This window comes from Mesorhizobium neociceri (assembly GCF_013520985.1).
In the GTDB taxonomy this organism is placed as follows: Bacteria; Pseudomonadota; Alphaproteobacteria; order Rhizobiales; family Rhizobiaceae; genus Mesorhizobium; species Mesorhizobium neociceri.
In genome coordinates this window covers 1-18,246 of record NZ_JACDTY010000014.1, presented here as the reverse complement: position 1 = coordinate 18,246, position 18,246 = coordinate 1, and the positions used below count along the sequence as shown (strand labels likewise).

The 18,246-nt window shown below is 63.4% G+C and carries 17 protein-coding genes; 14 read left to right on the top strand and 3 right to left on the bottom strand.

Annotated elements, in window-relative coordinates; all coding sequences use genetic code 11:
* Positions 1-26 precede the first annotated feature (26 nt).
* On the top strand, positions 27-320 hold the full coding sequence (locus tag H0241_RS24270) for a hypothetical protein (protein WP_181060368.1): 294 nt from the start codon (positions 27-29) through the stop codon (positions 318-320).
* Between the two features lie 15 nt (positions 321-335).
* On the opposite strand, the gene H0241_RS24265 is transcribed toward H0241_RS24270, so the two are convergent.
* Entirely contained in the window at positions 336-1,286 is a 951-nt protein-coding gene (locus H0241_RS24265; RefSeq protein WP_181060367.1) for a LysR family transcriptional regulator, read from the bottom strand.
* Positions 1,287-1,378: 92 nt separating this feature from the next.
* Here H0241_RS24265 and H0241_RS24260 point away from each other — a divergent pair, with 92 nt between their 5' ends.
* The 12 genes from H0241_RS24260 to H0241_RS24205 all read left to right on the top strand — a co-directional run bounded on the left by H0241_RS24260 (position 1,379) and on the right by H0241_RS24205 (position 13,617).
* A complete protein-coding gene (locus H0241_RS24260) occupies positions 1,379-2,254 on the top strand; it encodes a dioxygenase family protein (protein WP_181060366.1) in 876 nt (291 codons plus the stop codon).
* Positions 2,251-3,312, top strand: a complete 1,062-nt coding sequence (locus H0241_RS24255) for a maleylacetate reductase (protein ID WP_181060365.1) — start codon at positions 2,251-2,253, stop codon at positions 3,310-3,312. The genes H0241_RS24260 and H0241_RS24255 overlap by 4 nt, the downstream gene beginning before the upstream one ends.
* Before the next feature lie 22 nt (positions 3,313-3,334).
* Positions 3,335-4,615, top strand: coding sequence for an ABC transporter substrate-binding protein (locus H0241_RS24250; RefSeq protein ID WP_181060364.1), 1,281 nt, complete (start codon positions 3,335-3,337; stop codon positions 4,613-4,615).
* A gap of 3 nt (positions 4,616-4,618) precedes the next feature.
* Positions 4,619-5,338 carry an ABC transporter ATP-binding protein gene (locus tag H0241_RS24245; RefSeq protein ID WP_181060363.1) on the top strand — a complete coding sequence of 240 codons (720 nt, stop codon included), beginning with the start codon at positions 4,619-4,621 and terminating at the stop codon, positions 5,336-5,338.
* Entirely contained in the window at positions 5,338-6,042 is a 705-nt protein-coding gene (locus H0241_RS24240) for an ABC transporter ATP-binding protein (RefSeq protein ID WP_181060362.1), read from the top strand. The genes H0241_RS24245 and H0241_RS24240 overlap by 1 nt, the downstream gene beginning before the upstream one ends.
* Position 6,043: 1 nt before the next feature.
* Positions 6,044-6,907 (top strand): branched-chain amino acid ABC transporter permease, encoded by an 864-nt coding sequence (locus H0241_RS24235; RefSeq protein ID WP_181060361.1) that lies wholly within the window; start codon positions 6,044-6,046, stop codon positions 6,905-6,907.
* Positions 6,908-7,114: 207 nt separating this feature from the next.
* The gene (locus tag H0241_RS24230) at positions 7,115-8,203 is read left to right on the top strand and encodes a branched-chain amino acid ABC transporter permease (protein ID WP_181060360.1); all 1,089 of its coding nucleotides are present in this window, start codon (positions 7,115-7,117) and stop codon (positions 8,201-8,203) included.
* Positions 8,196-9,950, top strand: coding sequence for an FAD-dependent oxidoreductase (locus H0241_RS24225; RefSeq protein ID WP_181060359.1), 1,755 nt, complete (start codon positions 8,196-8,198; stop codon positions 9,948-9,950). The genes H0241_RS24230 and H0241_RS24225 overlap by 8 nt, the downstream gene beginning before the upstream one ends.
* A gap of 5 nt (positions 9,951-9,955) precedes the next feature.
* Positions 9,956-10,834 (top strand): intradiol ring-cleavage dioxygenase, encoded by an 879-nt coding sequence (locus H0241_RS24220; protein ID WP_181060358.1) that lies wholly within the window; start codon positions 9,956-9,958, stop codon positions 10,832-10,834.
* A 250-nt stretch (positions 10,835-11,084) separates the two neighbouring features.
* A complete protein-coding gene (locus H0241_RS24215) occupies positions 11,085-11,966 on the top strand; it encodes a metal ABC transporter solute-binding protein, Zn/Mn family (protein ID WP_181060357.1) in 882 nt (293 codons plus the stop codon).
* A 42-nt stretch (positions 11,967-12,008) separates the two neighbouring features.
* A complete protein-coding gene (locus H0241_RS24210; protein WP_181060356.1) occupies positions 12,009-12,803 on the top strand; it encodes a metal ABC transporter ATP-binding protein in 795 nt (264 codons plus the stop codon).
* On the top strand, positions 12,787-13,617 hold the full coding sequence (locus tag H0241_RS24205) for a metal ABC transporter permease (protein ID WP_181060355.1): 831 nt from the start codon (positions 12,787-12,789) through the stop codon (positions 13,615-13,617). Before H0241_RS24210 ends, H0241_RS24205 begins: the two co-directional genes overlap by 17 nt.
* Before the next feature lie 771 nt (positions 13,618-14,388).
* On the opposite strand, the gene H0241_RS24200 is transcribed toward H0241_RS24205, so the two are convergent.
* On the bottom strand, positions 14,389-14,742 hold the full coding sequence (locus H0241_RS24200) for a cupin domain-containing protein (RefSeq protein ID WP_181060354.1): 354 nt from the start codon (positions 14,740-14,742) through the stop codon (positions 14,389-14,391).
* Between the two features lie 402 nt (positions 14,743-15,144).
* Between H0241_RS24200 and H0241_RS24195 the strand changes: the two genes are divergently transcribed.
* Positions 15,145-17,103 (top strand): acyltransferase family protein, encoded by a 1,959-nt coding sequence (locus tag H0241_RS24195; RefSeq protein WP_181060353.1) that lies wholly within the window; start codon positions 15,145-15,147, stop codon positions 17,101-17,103.
* 34 nt (positions 17,104-17,137) lie between these two features.
* On the opposite strand, the gene H0241_RS24190 is transcribed toward H0241_RS24195, so the two are convergent.
* Positions 17,138-18,130, bottom strand: a complete 993-nt coding sequence (locus tag H0241_RS24190; protein WP_181060352.1) for an HNH endonuclease — start codon at positions 18,128-18,130, stop codon at positions 17,138-17,140.
* Between the last annotated feature and the right edge of the window lie 116 nt (positions 18,131-18,246).

The following is an 18,246-nucleotide window of genomic DNA, read 5'->3' as shown; positions in this document are numbered from 1 at the left end:
CCATGTCCAGCACGGAGACAAACGCCATGACGACGACCGATCATTTCATCGGTGCCGAAGCCGGCTACGCGCGGCGCCCTTCCTTCTCCCTGTTTTTCCGGCTCTACGCGGCGGCGAAATGGGCGCTGCTGTGGTTGCCGCGCTTCTGGAAGGCGCGCAGCCAGCTCGCATTTCTGGCCGCCATGAGCGAATGCGAGCGTCGCGATATCGGTCTCACCGGCTGCGATGTCGAGAACGCCCTCGCCTTGCCCGTAGACCGCGATCCGACAGAGGTCCTGGCGCAGGTGGTGGCAGATCGCCGCCTTCGCCGCGAACGGTGAGGCATCGGCTCACGGTCAGGCGCCCCAGACGACCGCTTGTTCGTGGCGCTTGATGAGGTGTTTCAAATTGTCGAAGCTCTGGCGGATGTGCTTGGCGAACGCATCGACGGCAGGCGCGCGCGGCGTGTCGGCGCGCCTCAGCAGGCCGAGCGCGCGCTCGGGATGTGGGATGGCCACTGGCAGTGCGGTGATCGACTTATCCTTGCGAAAGGCAAAGACCACGCTGTGCGGCAGTACGGTCAGCGCATCGGTTTCCTTCATGTAGTTGATGGCGCTGGTCAGCGAACCGCCGGAATAGCGGATTTTGATCTCGGTGGCGCCAAGCGACAGAAGCAGGCTGCGCAGATCCTCCAGCAGTGGGCTGCCGGGCGGCGGCGCGATCCAGGGATAGTCGAGCAGGTCGCTGGTCCTCAGCTTACGCCGCAGCAACAGCGGATGCGTGGCGCGGCAGGCGACGACATTGCGGCCCGGCAGGATCTCGCGGAACTCCATCCCCGACCCCTCCTCTAGAATGTCGATGGGGCAGACGGCAAGGTCGATACGGTCGGCATTGATGGCGGCGCGCAGGTCGGAGAGATAGCCATAGCTCTGGTCGACGCGGACATCCGGGTAGGCATTCTGGAAGTCGGCGATCATGCCGGAGATCAATGCATCCATGAAGAACGGCGTGCCGCCGACCCGCACCACGCCGGAGCGGCCTTGGCTGAAATTGGCGACGATGTCGGATGCCTTGCGCGACGCTGCCAGCATCACCTGGCCATGATCGGCAAGCGCCCGGCCAAGGGGCGTCGGCTGCAAGGGACGGCGCCCCTTGAGGAACAGCGGTTCGCCCAGTCGCTTCTCCAGCATCGACAAAGTGCGCGACACCGCCGGCTGCGACAGGCCGACAAGGGCCGCACCCTCGGTAACGCCGCCGGCCTGCACCACGGCGGCCAGTTGGATCAGATGCCTTTCATCGATCTTCATAACGATATGGTATATTAAATCGGGCAGAAATCATCATCTTTGTGTTTGGCCTGCGTTAGTGTTCCCTCGTGAGATGAAAAACGGGGAGGAACATGTCGCAGTCCGGCATACCGTCGTTCAACGAGGCCAACTCCGCGGAGATGGTTGCCCAGCGGCTGTTGAAGGCGAAGGCCGGGCCGTTGCCGCGCTTTCTGGCGACCGTGGTCGACCATCTCCACCAGATCGTCCGGGAAACCCGGCCGACCGCGGCGGACTGGCGCCAGGCGATCGCCTTCCTCACCGAAATCGGCCATGCCAGCGACGACAAGCGGCAGGAATGGGTCCTGCTGTCCGACCTGCTCGGCGTCACCGCACTGGTCGAGGAGATCAACTCCCGCCGCCCGAACGGCGCGACACCCAACACCGGACGCGGTCCCTTCTATCGCGCCGATGCCCCAAGGCTGGCTCTCGGCGCCGACATTTCACTCGACGGTATCGGCAAACCACTGACCGTGACGGGGCGGGTAACCGACCTCGACGGATTGCCGATCGCCGGCGCGACGGTCGAGACGTGGCAAGCCAACGCGCAAGGCTTTTATGAAAACCAGCAGCCCGACCTGCAGCCTGAATTCAACCTGCGCGGCGTCTTCACCACCGACAAGGATGGCTGCTTCAACTACCGAACCGTCAAGCCCGCCGGCTACGGCGTGCCCGACGACGGACCGGTCGGACAGATGCTCGGGCAGTTGAACTATCCGCTCAGCCGACCGTCGCACATTCACTTCCTGATCCGCGCCGACAATTTCGAGACGCTGACGACGCAAGTGTTCGAGCGCGGCGATCCGCGCCTCGACGAAGATGCGCTGTTCGGCGTCAAGCCGGAACTGGTCGGCGATTTCAAGTGCACCGCAGGCAAAGGTGGCGAGAGCTGGTCGCTCGATTTTGGCTTCGTCATGGTGATGGCGCGCAAGGGGAGCCGGGCGGCATGACAAGGACGTTCACCTATTCCGGCAGTCCGGCGCATATCGTCTTCGGCAATGGCGCGTCGACCGAGGTCGGCACCTGGATCGAAAAGCTCGGCTGCAAGCGCGCGCTGGTGTTGTCGACACCGCACCAGGCGGCCGATGGCGAAGCGCTGGCGAAGAGGCTTGGACCGCTGGCGGCGGGGACGTTTTCAGGCGCCGCCATGCACACGCCGGTCGAGGTCACCGAAGCAGCCATGAGCAAGGCGCAAGAGGTCAAAGCCGACTGCGTCGTTGCGCTCGGCGGCGGCTCGACCACGGGGCTGGGCAAGGCAATCGCCTATCGCACCGACCTGCCGCAGATCGTCATCCCGACCACCTATGCCGGCTCCGAAGTGACGCCGATCCTCGGCCAGACCGAGAACGGCGAAAAGACCACGGTGCGTGACGCAAAGATCCTGCCGGAAGTGGTGATCTACGATCCGGAACTGACCATCGGCCTGCCGGTGGCGATGTCCGTCACCTCTGGCCTCAATGCCATGGCGCACGCGGCGGAAGCGCTCTACGCGCGGGACCGCAATCCGATTTCGACCTTGATGGCGACCGAAGGGCTGCGTGCGCTGAAGGCGGCGCTGCCGGTGTTGATCAAGGAGCCGAAAAATCTCGACGCGCGTGGCGATGCGCTCTACGGCGCCTGGCTGTGTGGCACCGTGCTTGGCACCGTCGGCATGGCGCTGCACCACAAGATCTGCCACACGCTGGGCGGCTCCTTCGACATGCCGCATGCGGAGACGCATGCGGTGATGCTGCCGCACACGATCGGCTTCAACGCCGTCGCCGTGCCCGACCTGCTCAAGCCTGTCGCCGACATTTTTGGCGGCAGCGCCGGCGGCGGTCTGCATGATTTCGCGAAGTCCGTTAGCGCGCCGCTGACACTGAAAGAGCTCGGTCTCAAACAGAGCGATCTCGACCGCGCCGCCGAGATCGCGACCAAGAACCCATACTGGAATCCGCGGCCTTTCGATCGCGCCGCAATCCGCGCCCTGTTGCAGGACGCGTGGGAGGGAAGACGTCCGCAGAACTGACGGCAACAAGGGAGGAACAAAAATGATTACCAGACGCGAATTCATCCGCAACACAGCCGCCACCGGCTTGCTCGCCGGCACATCGGGCATCGCCATGCCGGCGATCGCCCAGAATGCACCGATCAAGCTCGGCTATGTCAGCCCGCAATCCGGCCCGCTGGCCGCCTTCGCCGAGGCCGATAAATTCATCATCGACGGCTTTCTCGCCGCCACCAAGGCCGCCGGCCTCAACTATGAGGTCGTGGTCAAGGACAGCCAGTCCAATCCCAACCGCGCGGCGGAAGTCGCCAAGGAACTGATCGTCAACGACAAGGTCAATTTGATGCTTGTCGCCTCGACGCCGGAGACCACCAATCCGGTCGCCACAACCTGCGAGGCGGAGGAAGTGCCGTGCCTGTCGACCGTGGCGCCGTGGCAGCCCTGGTTCATCGGCCAGCAAGGCAATCCCGGCGACCCCGCCTCGTGGAAGCCATTCAATTACGCCTACCATTTCTTCTGGGGGCTGGAGGACGTCATTGCCGTCTTCACCAACATGTGGGCGCAGGTCGAGACCAACAAAAAGGTCGGCGGCCTGTTCCCCAATGACGGCGACGGCAACGCCTGGGGCGACGGCACGGTCGGCTTCCCGCCGGTGCTGGCCAAGGGCGGCTACGGGCTGACCGACACCGGCCGCTACCAGAACCTGACCGATGACTTTTCGGCGCAGATCAACGCCTTCAAGGGTGCGTCCTGCGAGATCATCACCGGCGTGATGATCCCGCCCGATTTCACCACCTTCTGGAACCAGGCCAAGCAGCAGGGTTTTGCGCCCAAGGTGGCGTCGATCGGCAAGGCGCTTCTGTTCCCACAGTCGGTCGAGGCGCTCGGCAAGTCCGGCCACAATCTGTCGTCGGAAGTCTGGTGGACGCCGAACCATCCGTTCAAATCATCGCTGACCGGCGAAAGCTCGGCGCAGGTCGCCGAAGGCTTCACCAAAGCCACCGGCCGGCAATGGACGCAGCCGATCGGCTTTGTCCATGCGCTGTTCGAGATCGCCGTCGATGTCATGAAGCGGGCCGGTGAACCCGGCGACGGCGACAAGGTGGCGGCGGCGATCGCCGCGACCAAGCTCGACACAGTGGTCGGACCGATCGCCTGGGACGGCGCCAACCTGCCGCCCTTCGCCGCCAAGAACATTGCCAAGACGCCGCTGGTCGGCGGCCAGTGGCGGCTGAAGGATGGCGGCGGCTACGATCTCGTCATCACCGACAACAAGACCGCGCCGAACATTCCTACCGGCGGGACGATGGAAGCGATTGCCTAGGCCATGCCTATCCTCGCGCTCGCCAATGTCTCGAAACGCTTCGGCGCCCTCACGGTCGCCGACGCGGTTTCGTTCGAGCTTGGCGAGGGCGAGGCGCTTGGCATTATCGGCCCGAATGGCGCCGGCAAATCGACGCTGTTCAACCTGATCACCGGCAACATTTCGGCCGATGCCGGCGCCATCACCTTCGATGGCCACGACGTGACGAGACTGCCGCCGATGCAGCGCTGCCTTGCCGGCGTCGGCCGGTCGTTCCAGATTCCGCAGCCTTTCGAGAAACTGACCGTGTTCGAAAACCTGCTGGTCGCCGGCGCCTTCGGGGCGCGCAAGACCGAAGCCGAGGTTAGCGAGCGCTGCGCCGAGATCCTGGTCGAGACCGGGCTGATCGACCGTGCCAACCATCCCGCCGGCGGCTTGAGCCTCTTGCAGCGCAAGCGGCTGGAACTTGCCCGCGCCCTGGCGACCGAACCAAGACTGCTGCTGCTGGACGAGATCGCCGGCGGCTTGACCGAAGGCGAATGCGGCATGCTGGTCGACACCATCAGAGGCATCCACAAAGGCGGCATGTCGATCATCTGGATCGAGCATGTGCTGCATGCGCTGAACTCGGTGGTCGAGCGGCTGCTGGTTCTGAACTTTGGCAAGATCATCGGCATGGGCGCGCCGGATGCCGTCATGGCGTCGCATGAGGTCCGCGAGATCTATCTCGGGATCGAAGTCTGATGGCGCTGCTCGAGACCAAAAATCTCACCGCGCGCTATGGCGATTTCCAGGCGCTGTTCGGCGTCGACATCGCGCTCGACCAAGGTGAGACCATCGCGATCATCGGCGCCAATGGCGCCGGCAAGACGACGCTGATGCGCTCGATTGCGGGCATATTGGCGAACCTGCCGGACGCCGTGCTCTTCGACGGCGCGGAGATCGGCGCCCTGCCCGCGCCCGACATCGTTGCGCGCGGCATTGCCATGGTGCCGGAAGGGCGCAAACTCTTCCCCTCGCTCAGCGTCGAGGAGAACCTGCTCATTGGCCGCTATGGCCGCGCGGTCGAGGGATATTGGCGCCTCGACACCGTCTACGATCTCTTCCCGATCCTGAAGGAGAGACGCCACAATCCGGGCACGGCGCTGTCCGGCGGCCAGCAGCAGATGGTGGCGATCGGCCGGGCGCTGATGTCCAATCCGCGTGTGCTTCTGTGCGACGAGATCAGCCTTGGCCTGGCGCCGGTCGTGATCAGGGATATCTACGCCGCCTTTCCGCGCATCCGCCAAGCCGGCGCCTCGATCGTCGTGGTCGAGCAGGACATCGGCCAGGCGCTGAAGGTCGCCGACCGCGTCTACTGCATGATGGAAGGGCGGATCACGCTGTCGGGCACGCCGGCTGTACTGACGCGTGAAAAGATTCACGGCGCCTATTTCGGGGTGGCCTGACATGGCGTGGCTCGACACCATCATCCAGGGCATTCTGCTCGGCGGGCTCTACGCGCTCTTCGCGGCGGGGTTGAGCCTTGTCTTCGGCATCATGCGGCTGGTCAACCTGGCGCATGGCGACCTCATCGTGCTCGCCGCCTTCCTGATCCTGATGCTGGTCTCGGCGCTCGGGCTCAATCCGTTCGCGGCAGCCCTGGTGGCGATGCCTGCGATGTTCGCCATCGGCTGGGCGCTGCAGTTCTTCCTGCTCAACCGGACGCTGGGCACCGATATCCTGCCGCCGCTGCTGGTCACCTTCGGCCTGTCGATCGTCATCCAGAATGGCCTGCTCGAAGGCTTTTCCGCCGACAGCCGGCGCATCTCCATTGGTGGATTGGAATCGGCCTCGGTTGCGCTAGGCCCGATCAGTGTCGGCGTCATGCCGCTGTTGACCCTGGCCTCGGCCATCGCCGTGATCATCGGGCTGAACCAGCTGTTCTATCGTACCTCGCTCGGCCGCGCCTTTCGCGCCACCTCCGACGATCCGGTCACGGCCGGGCTGATGGGCATTCAGCCGAAGCGGATTTTTGCCACCGCCACCGGTATCGCCATGGTGGTGGTGACCATCGCCGCTCTCTATCTCGGCACGCGCGCCAATTTCGATCCGACCATCGGACCGGCGCGGCTGATCTACGCCTTTGAGGCGGTCATCATAGGCGGCCTCGGTTCGCTGTGGGGCACCCTTGCCGGTGGCATCGTCATCGGCATCGCCCAGACCTTTGGCGCCGCCATCAACCCGGAATGGCAGATCCTGGCCGGGCATCTGGCTTTCCTGCTGGTGCTGCTGGTCAGGCCGCGCGGGCTGTTTCCGCGGGCGGTGGATTAGGAGGCGGGCAATGATTGTGCTCTACGGCGCCCCCCTCTGTCCTGCCGGACATCTCCCCCGCGAGGGGGGAGATTGTGCTCTCGCCTCTGCTTTCGCCAACCTTCACCGTCGCAAGATGAGCGCCTGGGCTGGAACTGCCAATCTCCCCCCGTGTGGGGGAGATGTCCGGCAGGACAGAGGGGGGCGCGAAGGAATGCGAGCGTGCGCATGACCGACACCGCCGTCACACTCTGGAGAGTCGAAACCAAGACCAAGGCGTCGGCGACCTTCGCCATCGTCGCCGGGCTCATCATCGTGCTCGCCTTCGCCGCGCCGCTCTTTGCCTCGCGCAGCGTGCAGCAGGATCTGTTCTTCATCCTCACCATGCTGGTGCTGGCGCAGAACTGGAACCTGCTCGCCGGCTATGCCGGACTGGTCTCGGTGGGACAGCAGGCCTTTGTCGGTTTCGGCGCCTACGCCATGTTCGCTCTCGTCATCCTTGGCGGGCTCGACCCGCTGATCGCTATCCTGCTTGCCGGCATTGCAAGCGCCTTGCTCGCCGTCCCGACCGCCTTCTTCCTGTTTCGCCTGCAGGGCGCCTATTTCGCCATCGGCAGCTGGGTCATCGCCGAAGTGGTACGGCTGGCGCTGGCGCAATGGAAGATGCTGGGCGGCGGCACCGGCACCTCTTTGCCGCGCGAAGCGACCCGCGACATGCCGGCGCTGAAACTGGTCGGCGATCTCTTCGGCGTCAAATCCTCGGGCGCCGGCGATATCCTGACCTACTGGCTGGCGCTGCTGCTTGCCATCGCCACGATCGGCCTCGTCTATCGGCTGCTGCGCTCGAAGCAAGGACTGGGGCTCGCCGCCGTGCGCGACAACCAGGAAGCGGCGCGCTCTGTCGGCGTCGACGCCCGCCGCATGAAGACCTTGGTCTATCTCGCTGCCGCCTTCGGTACCGGCCTCTGCGGCGCGCTGATTTATGTACAGAAGGCTCGCATTTCACCCGACGCCGCTTTCTCCGTCGTCGACTGGACGGCCTATGTCATCTTCATCGTCGTCATCGGCGGCATCGGCACCATCGAAGGGCCGATCGTCGGCGTCATCGTCTTCTACATCCTGCAGAACCTGCTCGCCGACTACGGCTCCTGGTATCTGCTGATCCTTGGACTGATCGGCATCGTCATCATGCTGTTTGCGCCGCGCGGCCTGTGGGGCCTGTTTGCCGAGCGCACCGGCATCCAGCTTTTTCCGGTCCGCCGCCGATTGACCGGCGGACCAGTACCATCAAGCAAAAAGGGAGGGCCGCATGGCTGACATTTCTACCGACGTGCTGACCATCGGCACCGGGCCGGCCGGCTCGGCCACCGCGGCGCTGCTTTCGACCTATGGTGTCGAGAACATGGTCATCAACCGGTATCGCTGGCTGGCGGCGACGCCGCGCGCCCACATCACCAACCAGCGCACCATGGAGGTGCTGCGCGACCTCGGCAGGGATGTCGAGGACGAGGCCTATATGCACGCCACCGAACAGGATCTGATGGGCGAAAACGTGTTCTGCACCTCGCTTGCCGGCGAGGAGATCGGCCGCATGCGCAGCTGGGGCAAGCACCCGCTGTCCCGCGCCGAACATCTACTCTCCTCGCCCGCGCACATGAACGATTTGCCGCAGACCTTCATGGAGCCGCTGCTGTTCAAGACGGCGTGTTCGCGCGGCACGCAATCGCGCATGTCGATGGAGTATCTCTCGCATGTGCAGGATGCCGACGGCGTCACGACGACCTGCCGCGATCGGCTGACCGGCAAGGACATCACCATCCGCTCAAAGTATCTGGTCGGCGCCGACGGCGGCAATTCGCTGGTCGCCGAACATGCGGGCCTGCCCTTCGAGGGCAAGATGGGCGTCGGCGGCTCGATGAACATCCTGTTTAGGGCGGACCTGTCGAGATACGTCGCCCACCGCCCGTCGGTGCTCTACTGGGTGGTGCAGCCGGGCGCCGATGTCGGCGGCATCGGCATGGGCCTGGTGCGCATGATCCGGCCATGGAACGAGTGGCTGATCGTCTGGGGCTACGACATCAACCAGCCGGCCCCCAAGGTGGACGATGCCTTCGCCAAAAAGGTCGCGCGCGACCTGGTCGGCGATCCCGACCTCGAAATCGAGGTCCAGTCGGTGTCGACCTGGACCGTCAACAACATGTACGCCACGCAGACCTCCAAGGGCCGTGTGTTTTGCATGGGCGATGCCATCCATCGCCATCCGCCATCGAATGGGCTGGGATCCAACACCTCGATCCAGGACGGGTTCAACCTCGCCTGGAAGCTCGCCCATGTCATCAATGGCAAGGCCGGCCCAAAACTGCTCGACAGCTATTCGCAGGAACGCGCGCCTGTGGCCAAACAGATCGTCACCCGCGCCAACAAGTCGATCGAGGAATTCGGCCCGATCTTCAAGGCGCTCGGCCTGCTCGATTCCATCGACCCGGTGAAGATGCAGTCGAACATGGACGCGCGCTGCGACAACACGCCGGCGGCCGAGGCGCAGCGGGCAAAAATCCGCGAGACCATCGCCGCCAAGGTTTATGAATTCGACGCCCATGGCGTCGAGATGAACCAGCGCTATATCTCGAACGCCATCATCACCGACGGCCAGAAGGAGCCGGCCTTCGCGAAGGATGCCGAGTTGCACCATCAGCCCACGAGTTGGCCAGGCGCCCGGTTGCCGCATGTCTGGGTGCATTCTGACAAGGGCGACAAGGTCTCGACGCTCGACCTGACCGGCCATGGCAAATTTACCGTGCTGACCGGCATTGGCGGCCAGGGCTGGCTTGATGCCGCCAAGACAGTCGGCAAGGAACTGGGCATCGACATTGCAAGCCATCTCGTCGGCCCGCGCCAGCCCTGGCAGGATTTCTCCGGCGACTGGGCGCGCGCCCGCGAAATCCGCGACAGCGGCGTGCTTTTGGTGCGACCGGACCAGCATGTCGGCTGGCGCAAGGATGCGATCAGCGACGATCCGACAGCGGATCTGCGCAAAGCCCTGACATCAATCCTGGACAGGTGAGAGATATGGAAGCGCACGAAAAAGGCTTCTTCACCGAGGCGAATTCGGTCGAGGTCGTCACCGGCCGCAACAAGAACGCCAAAGACGCGCGGCTGAAAGCGGTGATGGAGGTCATCACGCGCAAACTGCATGAGGCGGTCAAGGAGATCGAGCCGACGCAGGACGAATGGTTCGAGGCCATTTTGTTTTTGACCAGAACCGGCCAGCTCTCCACTGAATGGCGGCAGGAGTTCATCCTGTTGTCGGACGTGCTGGGTGTCTCGATGCTGGTCGACGCCATCAACAACCGCAAACCTTCAGGCGCATCGGAATCGACAGTGCTCGGCCCCTTCCACATCGCCGATGCGCCGGAGCTGCCGATGGGCGCCAATATCTGCCTCGACCAGAAGGGCGAGGATATGTTCATCCATGGCCGCATCTTCGACACCGAAGGCAAACCGATCGCCGACGCCGTGCTCGATGTCTGGCAGGCCAATGACGAGGGTTTTTACGACGTGCAGCAAAAGGGTATCCAGCCAGACTTCAACCTGCGCGGCGTCTTCCGCACCGGCGCCGACGGACGCTACTGGTTCCGCGCGGTAAAACCGAAATTCTACCCGATCCCGGCTGACGGCACGGTCGGCAAACTGCTCGACGCTCTTGGCCGCCACCCATACCGCCCGGCGCATCTCCACTACATCTTGAAGGCCGACGGGTTCGAGACGTTGACCACCCACATCTTCGACCCCGACGATCCCTACATCAATTCGGACGCTGTGTTCGGCGTGAAGGAAAGCCTGCTCGCCGAGTTCAAGCGCGTCGACGATCCGACGCGCGCCAAGGACCTCGAATTCGCCGGCCCGTTCTGGGAGGTCGAGCACGATTTCGTGCTGGCGAGAGGCTAACTCCAGCCGTTGATCTCGGGCCGGGACCGTGCGCCGAGCCCCACCCCCTTCGTGCATCGCCGACAGACATGAGCGGCCCCGCCAGATCGGCGTGGGCCGCTCACACTTTTGTGCGCGAGAAAAAGTTCGCCGCTCAAAAAACCCATTGACACCGACCGTATTTTCGACGCAAACGTTATATTGTTACTGTTATAAAATTACACCACCGCCTCTCCGGCGACCTACCTTCCAGACTGCAAGGAGACCACGGATGCGTTCCCTTCCCTTTCTCGCCGCGCTGCTGGTTGCGGTGCCGCTTTTGACCGGCACGGCTGCCCGCGCTGAAGACAAGATGACCATCGTGGCGGCCGAGAATTTCTATGGCGACCTTGCCCGCCAGATCGGCGGCAGCAACGTCACCGTCACCAGCATCCTGGCCAATCCCGATGACGATCCGCATCTGTTCGAGACCAGCCCGTCGACGGCGCGCACCATCGCCGATGCCAAGATCATCATCTACAACGGCGCCGACTACGATCCGTGGATGGACAAGCTGCTGTCGGCCTCAACCAGCAAGGACCGCACGACCATCATTGCCGCCGACCTGATCGGCAAGAAGTCGGGCGACAATCCGCATCTGTGGTACGACCCGGCGACGCTGCCGGCCATCGCCAAGACACTGACCGCCGATCTGTCGAAGCGCGATCCGGCCAACGCCGCGCACTACGAGGCGAACCTGAAGGCATTCCAGACGTCCCTCGAGGCCATTGACAAGGAAATCGCCGACGTCAAAAAGACCTATGCCGGCACCGAGGTGACCGCCACCGAGCCTGTGTTCGGCTACATGGCGGAAGCGCTCGGCCTCAAGATGCTGAACTATGATTTCCAGGTGGCCTTGATGAACGACGCCGAGCCGAGCGCCACCCAGGTGGCGGCATTCGAAAACAGCCTGAAGGACGGCTCGGCCAAGATCCTGTTCTACAATTCGCAGGTGACCGACGAGGCAACGACAAGGCTGCTCGACATCGCCAAGCAAAACAAGGTCACCGTCATCGGCGTTACCGAGACGGAACCGGCGGGACAGACGATCCAGACCTGGTTCGGCGGCCAGATCGACGCGGTCCAGAAGGCGCTCGTCGCCCGCACACAATGAACGTGACTGCCAGTGAACCTGATTGCCAACGAACGTGACTGAATGAACGCAATTGAATTCGACAAGGTCACACTGACCTATGGGGGACGCCGGGTTTTATCCGACGTCTCCTTTTCGATTCCGCAAGGCGCTTTTGTCGGCCTGCTCGGCGCCAATGGCGCCGGCAAGACGACGATGCTGCGCGCCATCCTCGGCCTGATAAAGCCGGCCGGCGGCGCCATCTCGGTGCTCGGCAAACCGCCAACGCGCGGCAATGCTGATATCGGCTACATGCCGCAGGCGCGCCGCGCGCTCAACGATGTCGGTATCAGCGGGCTCGACTTTGTGCTGAGCGCCGCCGGTGGGCATCGCTGGGGCTGGCCGGTTGCATCGGCCGCCGAGAAGGAAGCCGCCTGGAAGGCGCTCGAAGCGATCGGCGCCACCGACCTTGCGCGCCGGCCGCTGGCCGAACTTTCCGGCGGCGAGCGCCAGCGCATCCTGATCGCGCAATCGCTGATCGGCGATCCGCAATTGCTTCTGCTCGACGAACCGCTGATCAGCCTGGACGCGGCGCATCAGCGCGCGATCATCGATCTGGTGCACGAGATCGGCGAGCGGCTGGGCATTGCGGTGCTGTTCTGCTCTCACGAGATCAACCCACTGCTGCGCGCCGTCGACCGCGTGCTCTATCTCGGCAATGGCAAGGCTGCGATCGGCTCCGTCGACGAGGTCATCAGCGGCCCGGTGCTGTCGAAACTTTACGGCACCCACATCAATGTGGTGCGGGTCGCCGGCCGCATCTTCGTGATGGCCGACGACGTCGAACTGGAGAGCGGAGCGCATGTCCACGATCTTTGACTATGAATTCATGCGCAACGCCTTCTATGCCTGCACCATTGTCGGCATCGTTTCCGGCGCGGTCGGCTATTTCCTCGTGCTCAGGGGCCAGACCTTCGCCGGCCATGCGCTCGCCCATGTCGGCTTTCCCGGTGCCACCGGCGCCGGCCTGATCGGCCTGTCGCCGTTCTTCGGCCTCACCGTGTTCACCATCGTTGCCGGCATCGGCATCGGCCTGCTCGGCGAACGCGCGCATCGCGACGTCGCCATCGGTATCGTGCTGACGCTGTCGCTCGGTCTTGGCTTGCTGTTCCTGCATTTCTACACCGCCTTCGCCTCGCAGGCGACCAACGTGCTGTTCGGCAATGTGCTGGGAATCAGCCTGCGCACCGTCATCGTTCTGGCGGTGCTGGCGGTGGCGATCCTCGCGGCTCTGGTGCTGATCGCGCGGCCGCTGCTGTTTGCCAGCCTGCAGCCGGAACTTGCCGAAGCGCGTGGCGTGCCGATCAACCTCGTCTCGACCCTCTTCATGGTGCTGGTCGCCGTCGCCACATCCGAAGCGGTGCAGATCGTCGGCGTGCTGCTGGTATTTGCGCTGATGGTAGCGCCCGCCGCCACCGCGCTCAGGCTGACCAGCGGCGTCGCCGCCGGCGTGCTGACCTCGATCGCGCTTGCCGTCGTCATTGCCTGGATCAGCCTGTCGCTCGCCTTCCTGACCGACTGGCCGACAAGCTTCTGGATCACGGCGCTGGGCGCTGCGGCCTATGTCGTCAGCGGCATGGCTCGGCGCTCCGCCGCGGCGCCAAGGGCGAGATTGGCAGATGGCAATCCCTGATTGCAATGCCGGATGGCGGGCCGGCCAGACCGGCTGGCAAAGCCCAGAACGGACGTTGGGGAATTACACCCAAAAAAAGTCAGGTTGAAAACCAGCCTCCTGAAACGTTTCAGCCGGGAAAGGCAAATCGATTCAAGCGCCTAGATCGCGACCGGTATGACGCCGGCGGCTCCGCTCCGAAGCCGCGAGAAAGCCCGGAAAACCGCTATTTACAACGATTTTTATGACGGCGAACAGCGCATCGGTGGCGCGTCGGAAAGCCTCTTGCATTGGTAAAAACCGGCGCTCCGGTGCCCCTTTGGGCGGCGTTGACAGACCGCGGGGTTGCATGCGTATACCAAGTCATAGGTCACGCCATGGTCGTGGCGGTTGAGACGGGGCTGGGGGGTTTCGTTACAACAGCATTGACGGCCCGGCGCCGGACGGGCGGCATGCACTCAGCAGAGTGCGCCGCTCGCTCTTGGCTTACAATCAGCAAGGTCGCCCGGCGCGGTGCGGCGATCCTGGCAGGCGACCTCATCGACTAAAGCAGACGCAATTCCGGACGGAAAACCGTTTCACACTTTTCCTGGAATTGCTTTTAGGCACCGCAGAACGCCATCGTCTCGGCTCTTCGATCTGCATCGGTTCGAAGCGAACGGGTGACGCCCCCTTTAACCGATATTCGCTTCGCTACGTCCTCTTCTCCTCACCGGGTGAGGGGGACGCTGGCGATTTTTAGGCCCGAGGCGCCAGCAGCGTCCCCGCCTCATGCGACCCTGACGACGTCGATCAAGAAACCTTGACGACGAAGTGCTTGGTCACCGGCTCGATGATCTTCCAGGTGCCCTTGAAATCGGCTTCGACGACAAAGGCATCGCCGGGGCCAACCTCGACCGGCGTGCCGCCATCAGGCGTGATGATGATGCGGCCGGCGATCATGTGCACGAACTCATAGTCGGTGTAGGTGGCATGGTAGGTGCCGGGCGATGCCCGCCAGGTGCCTGACATCACCTTGCCGTCGGCGGTGGTGTGCTGCACGGCGGTCTGCATGGTCGGCCTGCCCTCGACAACGATCCAGCCCGGCAGGTCTTCGCCATCGGCATGCTCGACAGCGCCGAATTTGAGGATGGTGGTGTTGGTCATGGGATGGCTCCGTTTGAACTGCATTGGCTGCCGGTTGGATAGCCGATGCGCATGACAGGGGCAACGCAAGGGCCGACCGCAAATGTCGGAGATTGGCGAAGGTGGCGATGAGAGCGTCCTTCTCCCCGTTCACGGGGAGAAGATGGCGGCAGCCAGATGAGGGGCGGCGCGAACGCTCGTCATTCTGCCAATTTCGCAAGAGATAAACAGGGCGCAGGCCATACTGGAACCGCGTCGGCGCTGCCCCTCATCCGCCTGCCGGCACCTTCTCCCCGTGAACGGGGAGAAGGAAGAATCTCCCCTTATGTTGCACTGCGTTAGATTTGTTGCATTGCGATATCGGCGCATGGGGTCGACCCTTGGCCAGGGTGGGTTTTAAACGAACTACACGAGGTTTCGATCGTGTCAGCATCGTTCCGGCCTGATATCGAAGGGTTGCGTGCACTGGCGGTGGCGGGCGTGATCGCCTTCCATTTCGGCTTCACCGGGCTGCCTGGCGGCTTCACCGGCGTCGACATCTTCTTCGTCATCTCGGGCTATCTGATCACCCGCCATCTGCTCGCCGAAATCACCGAGACCGGCCGGCTGGACCTGTGGCGCTTCTACGCCAGGCGCGCGCGGCGGCTTTTGCCGGCGTCGTTGTTCGTCATCCTGGCTACGCTCGTCGCCGGCGCCTTCATCCTGTCGCCGGAGGAACAGTCGCTCTATTCCAAGGGCGCCATGTTCGCCTCGGCCTACATGATCAATTTGTGGCTGATCCGCTGGTCTTTCGACTATTTCGCGGCCGATGCGACCACCAACCCTTTCATCCATTTCTGGTCGCTGTCGGTGGAGGAACAGTTCTATCTCGCCTGGCCGGCGCTGCTGCTGCTGGCGGCGTGGCTGCGCCCCGGCAAGCGCGGCGCAATCCTGGTGATCGGGCTGGCTGGACTTGTGTCATTCGCTGTCTGTGCCTGGCTTACCACCATGGCGCAGCCCTGGGCCTTCTATTTCTCGCCGCTGCGCGCCTGGGAGTTCGCCGCCGGCGGACTGGCGACCATGGTGCCGCAGACATTCTGGCGTGAGCGCCCGCAGCTCGCCGCGCCGCTGGCATGGCTCGGCCTGGCGCTGATTGCCGGTGCCTATCTCTCCTTCACCGAGGACGCCCCCTTTCCCGGCTTCATGGCGCTGATGCCGGTGGCCGGCACCGTGCTGTTGCTGCTGGCGGGAGCGGCCGGCGTCAGGAATGGCCCCAGTGCCGTCCTGGCGCTGCCGCCCCTGCAGTGGGTCGGCAAGCTCTCCTACTCGCTCTATCTCTGGCACTGGCCAGTGATCGTCTATGCCTCGATGCTGGTGCCCGAACTGTCACCGCTCGAGCGACTCGGCTGCCTGGCGCTGACGCTGGCGCTGTCGGTCTTCACCTACCATGTCATCGAGAACCCGATCCGCCGCAGTGGCTGGCTGATGGCCAGTGCGGCGCGGGCGCTGGTGCCGGCCGTCCTCCTCACCGGCACCGGCGTCGCAGCCGCCTACGCCAACGCCAGGCTTGCCGTCAGCGATCTCGATCCGCAGCAGCGCAGCATTGCCGTTAGCGCCGCGCGACCTTCCACCGCACGCGCGGCCGGCTGTATTCTTTCCTATGAGACAGTGACGCCAAAAGCCTGCGTGTTCGGCAACAAGGACGCCGGGCGCTCGATTGCGCTGTTCGGCGACTCGCATGCCGACCACTGGTCGACGCCGCTGATCGAGGCGGCAGAGAAGAACGACACCAAGGTCGTCACCTGGCTCAAATCCGGCTGCCGCGCCTCGCGGCTGACGGTATGGGCGACCAAGCTGAAGCGCAATTATACCGAATGCGATCAATGGCGCGCGCAGTCGATCCGGCAGATCATCGCCGCGCGGCCGAACCTGGTGGTGATCTCGGAGATCGCGCTGGTCAGCCTGGACAAGATGTCAGCCGGCACGCAGGCGCCCAAAAGCCAGGATACAGATGGGCGCGCCGGCCTGCACGCGACGCTCACCGCGTTCAGCCAGGCCGGGCTGAAGGTTGCCGTGATCCGCGACGTGCCGTTCAACGACGATCACGTCGACACCTGCGTGTCGCGCGCGCTGTGGCGCGGGCAGAGGCCGTCGCTGTGCGACCAGAAGCGGGCAGACGCCGCCAACGACTCTAGCGCGGCGATAGAGCGCGACATCGTGCGTGCCGTGCCCGGCGCCAGCTACATCGACCTGACCAACCAGTTCTGCGACGCCAAAACCTGCCACGTCTTCATCAACGGCAAGATCGCCTACCGCGACCAGCACCACCTGGCGACGCCGTTCGCGGAGACGCTGGAACCGGCGGTGGAGAAGGCGGTGGTTGAGAGGGTGGTGAGGAGGTAGGGAATCTGAGAGCCGGCCGCTCAGTTGATGCGAGCTAAGCCACAAACACATCAGCTCGATGATGAGCCAGGTAACTCTGCTGTGGCGGAGCAAAGGCTTCGGTGCGCCAGACGGCCGGAGCTTCGGAAAAGCCAAAACTCTGCATCACCAACTGCTCGAACCCCAGGCGCCGCAAATCTGCTTTGTCGACTCGCGGAGAAATAAGAACCTCACCGCCATCTTCAAAACTGATGAACCCACGATCGAACAGATGATCGGCGTCCGGTGTGAGTAGTAGGCCGTTCATGCCGTCGAGCCGTTCTTGCGCAGATGAACATAAACGCCAGGGTTTGATATGGCTTGCAATCAAGAGTGAGGGGTTGATGACACCGGTAAGACGGCAAGAGGGCTCCACCGCCTCAACATTCGCGCGAAACTTACCTTGGCCGCGACGAGCTTGAATGACGCTCGTCTTTACAGTGTCCTCGAGTTGGAGGTCTTCTCGGATGCGGCGCTCAACGGCGTCCTCTAAAATTTCGTTGACGACTTCGAAAGTGAGACTGTTCGCGCCACCACGCCTCAAAGCTTCGCGGTTGAATGCTGTACCCGCGACAATGGTGTGAAACGCCTCTTGCGATACGCTCGCGAGATAGGCGTTCTGACGGCCTGATCCGGAGTTTGGGTCGATGGGCGAGTACCGCTCCGGTAGAAGCGGACCCAACTCGCCAATCATGTCCGTCGGGCGCACTGTCGGCAGGAGCGGTGCCCAATACACTGGAAGAAGCCAACCTTCCTGGTTCCAATTAGCCCCTGTGTTTTTGAACTCAATTGGTTTTGGTGCCGTGAATGCGAATTCTGTTACCCGGCCAACGTAACGCACGGCTTGATCGAAAAAGGACAAAACGAGGTCGCCGGGCGACGCCCGACGCATATTTTTGTAGAACTCGCTGCGTGCCCCATTCTTTTGAGTTTTGGGCGACCAGAGATATTGCCCGTCGATCTCCTGGCGGGCGGTCTGACTGTGATTAACCCACCAAAACTGCGACATCGTTTGGAATGCGTTGAATTAATTGTCGTCGGCAGAATACGTTCTATTCTAGTGCTTTTCTGTCTTCAAGGAACCCGCAACAGCTGCCGCCCCTCACCCGCCCCTCCCCACCATCC